Raw genomic sequence first — 15200 nt, forward strand, 5'->3', positions numbered from 1 at the left:
CCCTTCGTCGCCTCGACGAGCTTCCACGCCCCGGCGATGCTGGCGAAGATGGCCGCGACCGTCGACGCGATCTCCGGAGGGCGACTCGTACTGGGCCTCGGCGCCGGCTGGAACAAGCGGGAGTACACGGCCTACGGGTTCCCGTTCGACAACCGGGTCGGGCGCTTCGAGGAGGCGTTCACGGTCATCCGGCGCCTGCTGCGCGAGGGACGAGCCGACTTCCACGGCCGCTACTACGACGTCGACGACTGCGTGCTCGACCCGGGGCCTTCCCGTCCAGGCGGTCCACCCCTCATGCTCGGCTCGACCGGGCCACGGATGATGCGCATCGGGCTGCCGCACGTCGACCTGTGGAACACGTGGTGGAGCGACTACGGCAACTCCCCCACCGAGTTCGCCCGCCTCAAGGCGCGGGTGGACGCGGCCGCGGTCGAGGCGGGCCGGAGCCCGGGCGAGGTCGCCGCGACGGCGGCCGTCTACGTGCAGTTCGCCGGCGGGTCAGGTCGGGTCATGGGCGACTCGGAGTATGCCGCATCGGTCGCTCCCGTGCCCGGCGAGCCGAGCGCGATCGCCGAGCACCTCGAGGCCATGGCGCAGGCCGGCGCGGTCCACGTCCAGCTCGTCCTGGACCCGATCACCGTGGAGACCGTGGCCGCGATCGGCCCCGCCCTCGCCCGGCTCGACCGCACCACGTGACCGCCCTGCTCACGTTCGAGGGAGCGGGGCGGAGCGCCGTGGGGAGCGGCATTGGAGGCGGCCGGCCGGCATACAGCCCCGGCGTGCTGCGGGAACGGCCGCCGACGCTCCACGCCGCGAGCCACGGTGCCCGCCCCGCGGGCGCAAAGGACGGGCGAACGCGACCACCCCGAGGCGGAACTAGACAGGGCCCGGACCGCCGAAGCGGTCCGGGCCCTGCCGGAGAACTACTGCTGATGCAGCGTCAGATCACTTGAGGATCTTGGTGACGCGGCCGGCGCCGACCGTGCGGCCACCCTCGCGGATGGCGAACTTGAGGCCCTCCTCCATGGCGATCGGCTGGATGAGCTCGACCTTCATGTCGGTGTTGTCGCCGGGCATGACCATCTCGGTGCCCTCGGGCAGGTGCACGACACCCGTCACGTCCGTGGTACGGAAGTAGAACTGCGGACGGTAGTTGTCGTAGAACGGCGTGTGACGGCCGCCCTCGTCCTTGGACAGGATGTAGACCTGACCCTCGAACTCCGTGTGCGGCGTGATCGAGCCGGGCTTGACGACAACCTGGCCACGCTCGACGTCCTCGCGCTTGACACCGCGAAGGAGCAGGCCGACGTTCTCGCCCGCACGACCCTCGTCGAGCAGCTTGCGGAACATCTCGACGCCGGTGACCGTGGTCTTCGTGGCCGGGCCGGGGTGGATGCCGACGATCTCGACCTCCTCGTTGACCTTGAGGATGCCGCGCTCGATACGGCCCGTGACGACCGTGCCACGACCGGTGATCGTGAAGACGTCCTCGACGGGCATGAGGAACGGCTTGTCGACGTCGCGCTCCGGCTCCGGGATGTAGGTGTCCACGGCGTCCATGAGGTCGAGGACCGTCTGGCCCCACTCCGCGTCGCCCTCGAGCGCCTTGAGCGCGGAGACCTTGACGACCGGGACGTCGTCGCCGGGGAACTCGTAGGTCGTGAGCAGCTCACGGACCTCCATCTCGACGAGCTCGAGGATCTCCTCGTCGTCGACCATGTCGGCCTTGTTCAGCGCCACCACGATGTAGGGGACGCCCACCTGGCGAGCGAGGAGGACGTGCTCCTTCGTCTGCGGCATCGGGCCGTCGGTCGCGGCGACCACGAGGATCGCACCGTCCATCTGCGCAGCGCCGGTGATCATGTTCTTGACGTAGTCAGCGTGACCCGGGCAGTCGACGTGGGCGTAGTGACGACCCTCCGTCTGGTACTCGATGTGCGCGATCGAGATGGTGATGCCGCGCTGGCGCTCCTCCGGAGCCTTGTCGATGTCGTCAAACGCGAACTGCGGGTTGAGGTCCGGGTACTTGTCGTGCAGGACCTTGGAGATCGCAGCCGTCAGCGTCGTCTTGCCGTGGTCGATGTGACCGATGGTGCCGATGTTGACGTGCGGCTTGGTCCGCTCGAACTTTGCCTTCGCCACTGTGGTCCTCCTCAGGACTTCATAGTGTTACGCCGTACGACCAGGGCAGGACGTGGCGCTGTTGGGTTGTGATTTCCGATTGGGATTCCTCGGGAGAGACTAGCCGGGTTGCCCCGTCTGTCACTCGCCGCGGGTCTTCTTGATGATCTCCTCGGCGACAGCCTTGGGGACCTCTGAGTAGGAGTCGAACTCCATGGAGAAGCTCGCGCGACCCTGCGTCTTGGAGCGCAGGTCGCCGACATAGCCGAACATCTCGGACAGCGGGACGACCGCGCGGACCACCTTGGCGCCGCTGATGTCGTCCATGCCCTGGATCTGGCCACGGCGGGAGTTGATGTCGCCGATGACCTCACCCATGTAGTCCTCGGGAGTGCGGACCTCGACCGCCATCATGGGCTCGAGGAGCACGGGGTTCGCCTTCCTGACGGCCTCCTTGAGGACCATCGAGCCGGCGATCTTGAAGGCCATCTCCGACGAGTCGACGTCGTGGTAGGCACCGTCGACGAGGGTCGCCTTGATCCCGACGAGCGGGTAGCCGGCGAGCACGCCGTACTGCATCGCGTCCTGGATGCCGGCGTCGACGGACGGGATGTACTCCCGCGGGATGCGACCACCCGTGACCGCGTTGACGAACTCGTACAGCTCGCCGCCCTCGGTGTCGGTCAGCGGCTCGAAGGTGACCTGCACCTTCGCGAACTGGCCAGAGCCACCCGTCTGCTTCTTGTGCGTGTAGTCGTACTTCTCGACCGCCTTGCGGATCGTCTCGCGGTAGGCGACCTGCGGCTTGCCGACGTTGGCCTCGACCTTGAACTCCCGCTTCATGCGGTCCACGAGGATGTCGAGGTGGAGCTCGCCCATCCCGGCGATGATCGTCTGGCCGGTCTCCTCGTCGAGGTGGACCTGGAAGGTCGGGTCCTCGGCGGAGAGCTTCTGGATGGCCGTGGAGAGCTTCTCCTGGTCACCCTTGGTCTTCGGCTCGATCGCGACCTGGATGACCGGCTCCGGGAAGGACATCGACTCGAGGACGATGGGGTCGCTCAGGTCGCAGAGCGTGTCGCCCGTCGTCGTGTCCTTGAGGCCGATCGCCGCGTAGATGTGGCCGGCCATGGCCTCGTCGACCGGGTTCTCCTTGTTGGCGTGCATTTGGAAGAGCTTGCCGATGCGCTCCTTCTTGCCCTTGGTGGAGTTCATCACCTGGGTGCCGGAGGAGATGTGGCCCGAGTAGACCCGGATGAAGGTCAGCGTGCCGAAGAACGGGTGAGCGGCAACCTTGAAGGCGAGGGCCGAGAACGGCTCGTCCTTCGACGGCTCCCGGGTCATCTCGACCTCCTCGTGGCCCGGCTTGTGCCCGATCATGGCGGGCACGTCCAGGGGCGAGGGCAGGTAGTCGACGACCGCGTCGAGCATCGGCTGGACGCCGCGGTTCTTGAACGCCGACCCACACAGCACGGGGTACAGCTCGGAGTTCACGGTGAGCTTGCGGATGCCGGCCTTGAGCTCCTCGGGGGTGAGCTCCTCGCCGCCGAGGTACTTCTCCATGAGCTCGTCGTCGGACTCGGCGACCCGCTCGACGAGCTGGTGCCGGTACTCCTCCGCCTTGGCCTGGAGGTCCGCGGGGATCTCCTGGATCTCGTACTTGGCGCCCATCGTCACGTCGCCCTTGGCGTCACCCGGCCAGACCAGGGCACGCATGTAGAGCAGGTCGACGACGCCGACGAAGTCGCTCTCGGCGCCGATCGGCAGCTGGAGGACGAGCGGCTCCGCACCGAGGCGGTCCTTGATCGTCTGCACGGTGAAGTAGAAGTCCGCACCGAGCTTGTCCATCTTGTTGACGAAGCAGACGCGCGGCACGTCGTACTTGTCGGCCTGGCGCCAGACGGTCTCGGACTGGGGCTCGACGCCCTCCTTGCCGTCGAAGACCGCGACGGCGCCGTCGAGGACGCGGAGCGACCGCTCGACCTCGACCGTGAAGTCGACGTGGCCGGGCGTGTCGATGATGTTGATCTGGGTGCCCTCCCAGAAGGAGGTGACGGCGGCGGAGGTGATCGTGATGCCGCGCTCCTTCTCCTGCTCCATCCAGTCGGTCGTCGAGGCACCGTCGTGCGTCTCGCCCATCTTCCGGTTGACGCCGGTGTAGAAGAGGATGCGCTCCGTCGTCGTCGTCTTGCCGGCGTCGATGTGCGCCATGATGCCGATGTTTCGGACCTGCTTGAGGTCCGTCAGGACGTCGAGTGCCACGTCAGTTGTCTCATCTCAGTCGTGTAGGAAGTCTGTGGGGCCGTGCCTGTGTGCGGCAGGGCTGGATCCCGGCGGTACGCCGCCAAGCGAGCTCAGCGGCATACGGCCGGAAGTGCTGTCACCAGCGGTAGTGCGCGAAGGCCTTGTTGGACTCGGCCATCTTGTGGGTGTCCTCGCGACGCTTCACGGCGGCGCCGAGGCCGTTGGACGCGTCGAGGATCTCGTTCATGAGGCGCTCGGTCATCGTCTTCTCGCGACGCTGCCGGGCGTAGCCGACCAGCCAGCGCAGGGCCAGCGTCGTGGAGCGACCCGGCTTGACCTCGATCGGCACCTGGTAGGTCGCACCACCGACGCGGCGGGACTTGACCTCCATGGCCGGCTTGACGTTGTCGAGCGCGCGCTTCAGCGTGGCGACGGGGTCGGTGCCGGTCTTCTGGCGGGCGCCCTCGAGCGCGCCGTAGACGATGGTCTCGGCGATCGACTTCTTGCCGTCGAGCAGGATCTTGTTGACGAGCTGCGTCACGAGCGGGCTGGAGTAGACCGGGTCGACGACGAGCGGACGCTTCGGAGCGGGTCCCTTGCGAGGCATCAGGCCTTCTCCCTCTTCGCGCCGTAGCGGCTGCGAGCCTGCTTGCGACCCTTGACACCCTGGGTGTCGAGCGTGCCGCGGATGATCTTGTAGCGGACACCGGGAAGGTCCTTCACACGGCCGCCGCGGACGAGCACGATCGAGTGCTCCTGGAGGTTGTGGCCGACGCCGGGGATGTAGGCCGTGACCTCGATGCCGCTGCTGAGGCGGACACGGGCGACCTTACGAAGGGCGGAGTTCGGCTTCTTGGGGGTCGTGGTGTACACGCGGGTGCACACACCGCGACGCTGAGGGGATCCCTTCAGCGCCGGGGTCTTGGCCTTCGCGGCCTTGTCCTGGCGGCCCTTGCGGACCAGCTGGTTGATGGTAGGCAACCTGGTTACTCCGTAACGTTGCTGTTGTCATGCCACCCCACCATGGGGCGACTCCTTGGTGTTCCGGGTTCCCGTGACCCCCGAGGTCGGGCGTGTCAATGGCCGATCTGGGTGGTCGAACGGTGACCCGGTGCTCCCCCCTGCACTCCCCACGATGCTCGTGGGTTGCCCGGCGGAAGGTTCGCTCTGGACCGCAGTGATGTCGCACCGGCCGGGGCTGGCGGACAGGGCACCGAGGCCGTCATCGCGCATGACTGAGTACAGGCCTCAGACACAGTGTTCAAGCGTACCGGCGGGGCGCCACGCCGACCAAATCCGCACCCTTGCGCTTACCGCCACAATGCCGTATGCCGCTGGGCTCGCTCCCCGGATCTCCTGGCGTGCCGTCGCCTCCAGTTCGGGACCCTGGTCCCGAGCTGGCGGGCTCCCGGACCAGCCCGCCGCCACTCGAGGACCCCGGTCCCGAAATGGCGGCCCGGCCGCTCAGCCGAGGCGCCAGTCTCCCGCGTAGATGTGCAGGACCGGCAGGCCGAGGACCTCACGCGCCTTGGAGGCCCAGTCCCTGTGGAAGGTGTCCTCGACGGCGTGCGGCTCCGTGACGATGACGACCTCGCGGGCGTTCAGGCGACGAACCTCCTCGACGAGCGTCGGCATGGGGTCGTCCGCGGTCACCTCACCGGTCACCGTCAGACCCCGCTCCTCGAACTCGCGGACGCTCTGCTCGAGCGCTGTCTGGGCGTCCGCGTGCGCCCCCTCACGGTCGACCGGCTTGAGCGCATCGAGCGCCTCGCGCATCTCGAAGAGGCTGAGGTGGTTGAGGAAGGTGCTCAGCAGGTTGCGCTTGGTGTCAGCCGGCACGAGGACGCGGTAGGTCTCCGGCTCGTCGTCCTCCGCGTGCAAGCTCGCGATCTTGTCCACGTCGACCGGCTTCAGCGCCTCCTCGGTCAGCACGATGACCGCAGCTGGTGCGGACTCGGACTGGGGCTCGCGTTCGGGCTCGGAGGGGGTCTCGACGGGGGGTGCATCGCTCATTGGTGCACCCTATCCAGCGGCCCGTGCTCCTCACCTGATCGAGTGAACAACTTCTGGGGTTTCGGTGCCCAGAAGGTGTTCACTCGATGGGGCTGGAACGGCGAGCTGGGCTGGGACTGCGCGTGGTGCGCGGTCCCAGCCCAGCGGCATACGGCCTGATGCCTGTGACGGTCGGTCAGAGCTTGTCGAGCCCCAGCGCCTCGTCGTCGAGACGGATCGCCTCGCCGGTGCCCGTGCCGAACGTCGCGTAGTCGTACGCGTCGTAGTTCGGCAGCGAGTACATGGCGGCCTTGGCCTCCTCGGTCGGCTCCACCTTGATGTTGCGGTAGCGGGGCAGGCCCGTCCCGGCGGGGATGAGCTTGCCGAGGATGACGTTCTCCTTGAGGCCGAGCAGCGGGTCGGACTTCGCCTCCATGGCGGCCTGCGTGAGGACACGCGTGGTCTCCTGGAAGGACGCGGCCGACAGCCACGACTCGGTCGCGAGCGACGCCTTGGTGATGCCCATCAGCTCCGGACGACCGGACGCGGGGCGACCACCCTCGGCGATCGTCCTGCGGTTCTCCTCCTCGAAGCGGCCGCGCTCGGCGAGCTCGCCGGGGAGCAGGTCCGCGTCGCCCGCCTCGATGATCGTCACGCGCCGCAGCATCTGCCGGACGATGACCTCGATGTGCTTGTCGTGGATCGACACGCCCTGCTGGCGGTACACGCTCTGCACCTCGTCGACAAGGTGCTTCTGCGCGGCCCGGGGGCCGAGGATGCGAAGCACCTGCTTCGGGTCGATCGCGCCCTGGAGCAGCTTGGTGCCGACCTCGACGTGGTCGCCGTCCTGGATGAGCAGGCGCGAGCGCTTGCTGACCGGGTAGGCGTGCTGGTCGGAGCCGTCATCCGGCGTGAGCAGGATGCGGCGCGCCTTGTCGGTGTCCTCGATCTCGACGCGGCCGGTGGCCTCGGCGATGGGAGCGACACCCTTGGGCGTGCGAGCCTCGAACAGCTCGACGACACGCGGCAGACCCTGCGTGATGTCGTCGGCGGCCGCGGCGCCACCGGTGTGGAAGGTGCGCATCGTCAGCTGCGTGCCGGGCTCACCGATCGACTGGGCGGCGATGATGCCAACCGCCTCGCCGATGTCGACGAGCTTGCCCGTCGCGAGCGAGCGGCCGTAGCACTTGGCACACGTGCCGACCCGGCTGTCACAGGTGAGGACCGAACGAACCTTGACGTGGTCGATGCCCGCCTCGTAGAGCGCGCCGATGACGACGTCACCGAGGTCGATCCCGGCCTCGGCCAGCACCGTGCCGTCGGCGTCCGTGACGTCCTCGGCCAGCGTGCGGGCGTAGACAGACGCCTCGACGACCTCGCTCAGCGAGCGGGTCCCGGTCGTCTCGTTGACCTGGGCGATCGGCAGCGTCAGGCCGCGGTCGGTGCCACAGTCGTCCTCACGGATGATGACGTCCTGCGACACGTCGACGAGACGACGCGTGAGGTAGCCCGAGTCAGCCGTCCGCAGCGCGGTGTCGGCCAGACCCTTGCGGGCACCGTGGGTCGAGATGAAGAACTCGAGCACGGTGAGGCCCTCACGGAAGTTCGCCTTGATGGGCCGCGGGATGATCTCGCCCTTCGGGTTGGCCATGAGGCCTCGCATGCCGGCGATCTGGCGGATCTGGAACCAGTTGCCACCCGCACCGGAGGACACCATCCGGTAGATGGGGTTCGTGCGCGGGAAGTTGGTCTCCATCTCCTTGGCGACCTGGTTGGACGCCTGGGTCCAGATCTCGACGAGTTCCTGACGGCGCTCGTCGTCGGTGATCAGACCGCGCTCGTACTGCGTCTGCACCTTGGCGGCCTTGGCCTCGTAGCCCTCGAGGATCTCCGTCTTGTTCCCCGGCGTCGTGACGTCGGCAATGGCGACGGTGCTGCCCGAGCGGGTGGCCCAGTGGAAGCCGGCCTCCTTCAGGGCATCGAGCGATGCCGCGACCTGGACCTTGGAGTAGCGCTCCGCGAGGTCGTTGACGATCGCCGACAGGCCCTTGCGGTCGATCGCCTTGTTGATGAACGGGTAGTCCACCGGGAGCGCGTCGTTGAACAGCGCCCGTCCGAGCGTGGTCTCCACGAGGAGCGCGGGGACCATCCCGTTCTCGTCCGGCTCGACGCCCTCGGGCAGCTCGAACCCGGCCGGCGGCACGATGTCCGTCAGGCGCAGCTTGACCGACGAGCCGAGCTCGATCTCGCCACGGTCGAAGGCCATCCGGGCCTCCGCCGGGGACGAGAAGGCACGACCCGCACCCAGACCGCCACCGTCGACCAGCTCGGTCAGGTGGAAGATGCCGGTGATCATGTCCTGTGTCGGCATGGTCACGGGGCGACCGTCGGCCGGCTTGAGGATGTTGTTGCTCGAGAGCATGAGGATCCGGGCCTCGGCCTGCGCCTCCGCCGACAGCGGCACGTGCACGGCCATCTGGTCACCGTCGAAGTCGGCGTTGAAGGCCGAGCAGACGAGCGGGTGGATCTGGATCGCCTTGCCCTCGACGAGCTGCGGCTCGAAGGCCTGGATGCCGAGGCGGTGCAGCGTCGGAGCGCGGTTGAGCAGGACCGGGTGCTCGGTGATGACTTCTTCGAGGACGTCCCACACGACGGGACGGGCCCGCTCGACCATGCGCTTGGCCGACTTGATGTTCTGCGCGTGGTCGAGGTCGACGAGGCGCTTCATGACGAAGGGCTTGAACAGCTCCAACGCCATCTGCTTGGGCAGGCCGCACTGGTGCAGCTTGAGCTGCGGACCGACGACGATGACCGAACGGCCGGAGTAGTCGACCCGCTTGCCGAGCAGGTTCTGGCGGAAGCGGCCCTGCTTGCCCTTGAGCATGTCGGACAGCGACTTCAGCGGACGGTTGCCGGGGCCCGTGACGGGGCGGCCACGACGGCCGTTGTCGAAGAGGCTGTCGACGGCCTCCTGGAGCATCCGCTTCTCGTTGTTGACGATGATCTCGGGGGCGCCGAGGTCGAGCAGGCGCTTGAGGCGGTTGTTCCGGTTGATGACGCGACGGTAGAGGTCGTTGAGGTCCGACGTCGCGAAGCGTCCACCGTCGAGCTGCACCATCGGTCGCAGGTCCGGCGGGATGACCGGGATCGCGTCGAGGACCATGCCGCTCGGCCGGTTCGTCGTCGTCTGGAACGCGGCGACCACCTTGAGCCGCTTGATGGCGCGGGTCTTCTTCTGGCCCTTGCCGGTCGCGATGATCTCCTGGAGCGAGTCGGCCTCGGCGTCGAGGTCGAAGGACTCGAGCCGCTTCTGGATCGCGGCCGCGCCCATGCCGCCCTCGAAGTAGAGGCCGAAGCGGTCCCGCATCTCGCGGTAGAGGATCTCGTCACCCTCGAGGTCCTGGACCTTGAGGTTCTTGAACCGGTCCCAGACCTGCTCGAGCCGCTCGACCTGCTGGTCGGCGCGGCGGCGGATGGCGTTCATCTCGCGCTCGGCGGAGTCGCGGACCTTCCGCTTGGCGTCGGCCTTGGCACCCTCGGCCTCGAGCGCGGCGATGTCCTGCTCGAGCTTCTGGGCGCGCCCCTCGACGTCGGCGTCGCGACGGTTCTCGATCTCCTTCTTCTCGACCTGGATCTGCGCCTCGAGCGAGGGCAGGTCCTGGTGACGCTGCTCCTCGTCGACGTGCGTGATCATGTAGGCCGCGAAGTAGATGACCTTCTCGAGGTCCTTCGGGGCCAGGTCGAGCAGGTACCCGAGGCGTGACGGGACGCCCTTGAAATACCAGATGTGGGTGACGGGTGCGGCGAGCTCGATGTGGCCCATCCGCTCGCGGCGCACCTTGGCGCGGGTGACCTCGACGCCACAGCGCTCACAGATGATGCCCTTGAAGCGAACGCGCTTGTACTTGCCGCAGTTGCACTCCCAGTCCCGGGTGGGGCCGAAGATGCGCTCGCAGAACAGGCCCTCCTTCTCCGGCTTGAGGGTGCGGTAGTTGATCGTCTCCGGCTTCTTCACCTCGCCGTGGCTCCACTGGCGGATGTCGTCAGCGGTGGCCAGGCCGATGCGCAGCTCGTCGAAGAAGTTGACGTCGAGCACGTGGTTCCTTCTCTCGTAACTCTCGTTAAGTCTTTTGGTCTGAGTGGGTGTCAAAGACTCGGTCACGTATGCCGCTGAGCTGGCTCAGCGGCATACGTGCCGCTTGTCGCGTGGGGCCTTTCAGACCTCTTCAACGCTGGACGGCTCGCGCCGGCTCAGGTCGATGCCGAGCTCCTCCGCTGCACGGAAGACCTCCTCGTCGGACTCCTTCATCTCGATGGTCGTGCCCTCGGAGTTCAGGACCTCGACGTTGAGACACAGGGACTGCATCTCCTTGAGGAGGACCTTGAACGACTCCGGGATGCCCGAGTCGGGGATGTTCTCGCCCTTGACGATCGCCTCGTAGACCTTGACCCGGCCCGGGACGTCGTCGGACTTGATCGTCAGCAGCTCCTGGAGCGTGTAGGCCGCGCCGTACGCCTCGAGCGCCCAGACCTCCATCTCACCGAAGCGCTGGCCACCGAACTGGGCCTTACCGCCGAGCGGCTGCTGGGTGATCATCGAGTAGGGACCCGTCGAGCGAGCGTGGATCTTGTCGTCGACGAGGTGGTGCAGCTTGAGGATGTACATGTAGCCAACCGCGACCGGCTCCGGGAAGGGCTCGCCGGAACGACCGTCGAACAGACGGGCCTTGCCCGTGCCGTCGACGAGCCGCACGCCGTCGCGCGTCGGGTGGGTCGAGTCGAGCAGGCCCATGACGACGTCCTCGGACGCGCCGTCGAAGACGGGGGTCGCGATCCGGGTGCCGGCCGGGGCCTCGTGCGCGTCAGCCGGAAGCTCCTTGGCCCACGCGGGTTTGCCGTCGACCTCCCACCCGCGGCTCGCGGCCCAGCCGAGATGCAGCTCGAGGATCTGCCCGAGGTTCATCCGTCGCGGCACACCGTGCGGGTTGAGGATGACGTCGACGGGCGTGCCGTCCTCGAGGAACGGCATGTCCTCGACCGGCAGGATCTTGCTGATGACGCCCTTGTTGCCGTGCCGGCCGGCGAGCTTGTCACCGTCGGTGATCTTGCGCTTGTTGGCGACGTAGACGCGCACGAGCTGGTTGACCCCCGGCGGGAGGTCGTCGCCCATGTCGGCGCGGAACTCCTTGACGCCGATGACCGTGCCGGTCTCGCCGTGCGGGACCTTGAGGGACGTGTCGCGGACCTCGCGGGCCTTCTCACCGAAGATCGCGCGGAGCAGGCGCTCCTCCGGCGTCAGCTCGGTCTCACCCTTGGGGGTGACCTTGCCGACGAGCAGGTCGCCGTCGCGGACCTCGGCACCGACGCGGATGATGCCGCGCTCGTCGAGGTCGGCGAGGACGTCCTCGGACACGTTCGGGATGTCCCGCGTGATCTCCTCCGGGCCGAGCTTCGTGTCCCGGGCGTCGACCTCGTGCTCCTCGATGTGGATCGAGGACAGGACGTCGTCCTGGACGAGCCGCTGGGACAGGATGATCGCGTCCTCGTAGTTGTGGCCCTCCCACGACATGAACGCGACGAGCAGGTTGCGCCCGAGCGCCATCTCGCCACCGTCGGTCGCGGGACCGTCGGCGATGACCGCACCGGCCTCGAGACGCTGCCCCTCGTCGACGCGGACCACCTGGTTGTAGCTCGTGCCCTGGTTGGAGCGGTCGAACTTGGCGACCCGGTAGGTCTGGTACGTGCCGTCGTCGTTGGCGACGGTGACGAGGTCGGCGGAGACCTCCTGGACGACACCGGCCTTGTCGGCGCGGACGACGTCGCCCGAGTCGAGCGCGGCGCGGAACTCCATGCCGGTGCCGACGAGCGGGGCCTCGCTCTTGACGAGCGGCACGGCCTGGCGCTGCATGTTGGCGCCCATGAGGGCCCGGTTGGCGTCGTCGTGCTCGAGGAAGGGGATCATCGCCGTCGCGGCCGACACCATCTGGCGCGGCGAGACGTCCATGTAGTCGACCTCGTCGCCGGGGATGAGCTCGACCTCGCCGCCCTTGGTGCGAACGAGGACCCGCTCGTCGACGAAGCGACCCTTGTCGTCCACTGCAGCGTTGGCCTGCGCGACGACGAACTTGTCCTCCTCGTCGGCCGACAGGTAGTGCACCTCGTCGGTCACGACCCCGTCGGTCACCTTGCGGTACGGCGTCTCGATGAAGCCGAACGCGTTGATCCGGCCGAAGCTGGCGAGGGAGCCGATGAGACCGATGTTCGGTCCTTCCGGCGTCTCGATCGGGCACATCCGGCCGTAGTGCGAGTGGTGGACGTCGCGGACCTCCATCTGGGCGCGGTCACGGGAAATACCACCCGGGCCGAGCGCGTTGAGGCGTCGCTTGTGGGTCAGACCCGCGAGCGGGTTGTTCTGGTCCATGAACTGCGACAGCTGGCTCGTGCCGAAGAACTCCTTGATGGAGGCGACGACGGGCCGGATGTTGATCAGCGTCTGCGGCGTGATGGCCTCGACGTCCTGCGTCGTCATGCGCTCGCGAACGACGCGCTCCATGCGGGACAGACCGGTGCGGACCTGGTTCTGGATCAGCTCGCCGACCGACCGGATGCGACGGTTGCCGAAGTGGTCGATGTCGTCGACCTCGACGGGCACGTCGATCTCGGCGCCGCCCTTGACGCCCTTCATCGACGTCTGGCCGTCGTGGAGGGTGACGATGAACTTGATGGTCGCGACGACGTCGTCGACCGACAGGGTCGAGTCGTTGATCGAGGCGTCGAGGCCGAGCTTCTTGTTCACCTTGTAGCGACCGACCTTGGCCAGGTCGTAGCGCTTCGAGTTGAAGTAGAGGTTGTCGAGGAGGGTCTGTGCGGCCTCCTTCGTCGGCGGCTCACCCGGGCGCAGCTTGCGGTAGATGTCGAGCAGCGCGTCGTCCTGACCCTGGGTGTGGTCCTTCTCGAGCGTCAGGCGCATCGACTCGAAGTCGCCGAACTCCTCGAGGATCTGGGCCTCGGTCCAGCCGAGGGCCTTGAGCAGCACCGTGACGGACTGCTTGCGCTTGCGGTCGACGCGGACCCCGACCATGTCACGCTTGTCGATCTCGAACTCGAGCCAGGCGCCACGGCTCGGGATGATCTTGGCCGTGTAGATGTCCTTGTCGGACGTCTTGTCGGGCGTGCGCTCGAAGTACACGCCGGGGCTGCGGACGAGCTGCGAGACGACGACACGCTCGGTGCCGTTGATGATGAACGTGCCGCGCTCGGTCATGAGCGGGAAGTCACCCATGAACACCGTCTGGCTCTTGATCTCGCCCGTCTGGGCGTTCATGAACTCGGCGGTGACGAAGAGAGGCGCGTCGTAGGTCTGGTCGCGCTCCTTGCACGACTCGATCGTCTTGCGCGTCTCCTCGAAACGGTGGTCGCGGAACGACAGCGACATGGAGCCGCTGAAGTCCTCGATCGGTGAGATCTCCTCGAAGATCTCCTCGAGACCGGAACGGTCGGGGACATCGGTGCGGCCCTCGGCCTTGGCCGCGGCGACGCGAGCCTGCCAGCGCTCGTTGCCGAGCAGCCAGTCGAAACTCTCCGTCTGAAGGGCCAGGAGGTCGGGGACCTCAAGTGGTTCGCGAATCTTCGCGAAGGACAGACGCCCGGAGGGAGTCTGTGCGGTGGACATGTTCGTCGCAGTACGCGCGGCAGCCAAGGAGGGTCCTTCCACGGGCCTTTTCGTCTTCATCATGCGCGCTGTGCATGGCTCCGCGCACGGGACTCAGGGGCGTGATCCGTGCGGGCGGCACGGCGAAGGACGCGACTGAGGGGACGTGTTGAGCGGGCATGGGCAGCGCAAAGGCCTAGCCTACCGTGAAAGGACAGGAGTGTCCAGCCGGGTCAAGAGGCGAAGATCGAAGACCTCGACGCCTCCCGGACCGGGAGCTCCGCGAAGGAACGCGACGAATATGGACCCCCGCGCGCGCCACGTCAAGCCTTCTCGCCAGTAGGCGCGTCGCGGAACGCCCAAAACAGCACTTTGTGGACATCGCCAGACGGGTCGTATGCCGCTGAGCCGGCCCCCGCGCGCCTCCTCGCCAGGTGCCCGGACCCCCTTCCCCTCGAGTGTGCACTTCGCGCCGCCCCGACCATCCAGCCCCAGACGGATCGTCGGGGAGCTAGCTGGCGCGGCCGCCCGGAACATCGTCGCCGCGTGCACACTCGACGAAGGGAGGCAGCTGCGGGAGCGAGCGCAGCGGCATACGGCACGAGCGGAACCCCCGCACACGAGGTCGAGCGTGCGCTCCCAACCCGCCCCTTTTGGTCGAGTGTGCACTTCGCGCCCGGCCAGCTCTCCGACAATCGCGCCCGGGTCCGAAAGCCGGCGGGGATCCTGCAGCGGGCGCGCAGACAATCGCGCCGCGGTCCGATTGTCGGAGAGCTGCGCCGCACGGCCGCCCCGGACACCTCGTCGCAAAGTGCACACTCGACAAAGACTGGCGCGGCGCGGAGTGCACACTCGACCAGGCGGGGGCCGGCCCGAGCTCAGACGGCTGGCTGCTGCTGGGTGATGCAGTGGATCCCGCCGCCCCGGTCGAACAGGGCCCTGGCGTCGACGCCGACGACGCGGCGGCCGGGGTAGGCGTCGGCGAGCACCCCCAGTGCCCGGTCGTCCTGCGGGTCGTCGTAGGTGCAGGCAATGACGGCGTCGTTGACGACGAGGTGGTTGATGTAGGACCAGTCGACCGGGCCCTCGTCGTCGGCAAGGGTCTTGGGGGCCGGCACCCCGATGATCTCGAACCGCTCGCCTCGCGCATCGCGGGCGTCCGACAGCAGCTCGCGCAGCTCCCTGGTGAGGGCAT

9 protein-coding genes are annotated in these 15200 nt (G+C 67.6%); 1 reads left to right on the forward strand and 8 read right to left on the reverse strand.

Annotation, left to right across the window (positions count from 1 at the left end):
- The coding region (locus tag ABF401_RS05075; RefSeq protein ID WP_353508449.1) for an LLM class flavin-dependent oxidoreductase at window positions 1-696 on the forward strand (696 nt) is incomplete at its 5' end.
- A gap of 249 nt (window positions 697-945) precedes the next feature.
- Here ABF401_RS05075 and tuf read toward each other — a convergent pair.
- From tuf to ABF401_RS05115, 8 genes are all read right to left on the reverse strand, one after another.
- A complete protein-coding gene (gene tuf / locus ABF401_RS05080; RefSeq protein WP_353508450.1) occupies window positions 946-2142 on the reverse strand; it encodes an elongation factor Tu in 1197 nt (398 codons plus the stop codon).
- A gap of 120 nt (window positions 2143-2262) precedes the next feature.
- Window positions 2263-4380, reverse strand: coding sequence for an elongation factor G (fusA, locus tag ABF401_RS05085; protein WP_353508451.1), 2118 nt, complete (start codon window positions 4378-4380; stop codon window positions 2263-2265).
- 118 nt (window positions 4381-4498) lie between these two features.
- Window positions 4499-4969 (reverse strand): 30S ribosomal protein S7, encoded by a 471-nt coding sequence (gene rpsG, locus ABF401_RS05090; RefSeq protein WP_324144049.1) that lies wholly within the window; start codon window positions 4967-4969, stop codon window positions 4499-4501.
- On the reverse strand, window positions 4969-5343 hold the full coding sequence (gene rpsL / locus ABF401_RS05095; RefSeq protein WP_331929874.1) for a 30S ribosomal protein S12: 375 nt from the start codon (window positions 5341-5343) through the stop codon (window positions 4969-4971). The genes rpsG and rpsL overlap by 1 nt, the downstream gene beginning before the upstream one ends.
- A 483-nt stretch (window positions 5344-5826) precedes the next feature.
- Window positions 5827-6375 carry a putative universal stress family protein gene (locus ABF401_RS05100; RefSeq protein ID WP_353508452.1) on the reverse strand — a complete coding sequence of 183 codons (549 nt, stop codon included), beginning with the start codon at window positions 6373-6375 and terminating at the stop codon, window positions 5827-5829.
- A 175-nt stretch (window positions 6376-6550) separates the two neighbouring features.
- On the reverse strand, window positions 6551-10450 hold the full coding sequence (locus tag ABF401_RS05105) for a DNA-directed RNA polymerase subunit beta' (protein ID WP_353508453.1): 3900 nt from the start codon (window positions 10448-10450) through the stop codon (window positions 6551-6553).
- Window positions 10451-10570: 120 nt separating this feature from the next.
- Window positions 10571-14053 carry a DNA-directed RNA polymerase subunit beta gene (rpoB, locus tag ABF401_RS05110; protein WP_502908194.1) on the reverse strand — a complete coding sequence of 1161 codons (3483 nt, stop codon included), beginning with the start codon at window positions 14051-14053 and terminating at the stop codon, window positions 10571-10573.
- Between the two features lie 830 nt (window positions 14054-14883).
- Window positions 14884-15200 (reverse strand): agmatine deiminase family protein (locus tag ABF401_RS05115; protein ID WP_353508455.1); only part of this gene is annotated, 317 nt, incomplete at its 5' end.

Source organism: Intrasporangium sp., assembly GCF_040414665.1.
Classification (GTDB): domain Bacteria; phylum Actinomycetota; class Actinomycetes; order Actinomycetales; family Dermatophilaceae; genus Intrasporangium.

Coding starts and splice junctions, on each gene's coding strand:
- rpsG (WP_324144049.1), bottom strand. CDS start 4,969: ATGCCTCGCAAGGGACCCGCTCCGAAGCGTCCGCTCGTCGTCGACCCG.
- ABF401_RS05100 (WP_353508452.1), bottom strand. CDS start 6,375: ATGAGCGATGCACCCCCCGTCGAGACCCCCTCCGAGCCCGAACGCGAG.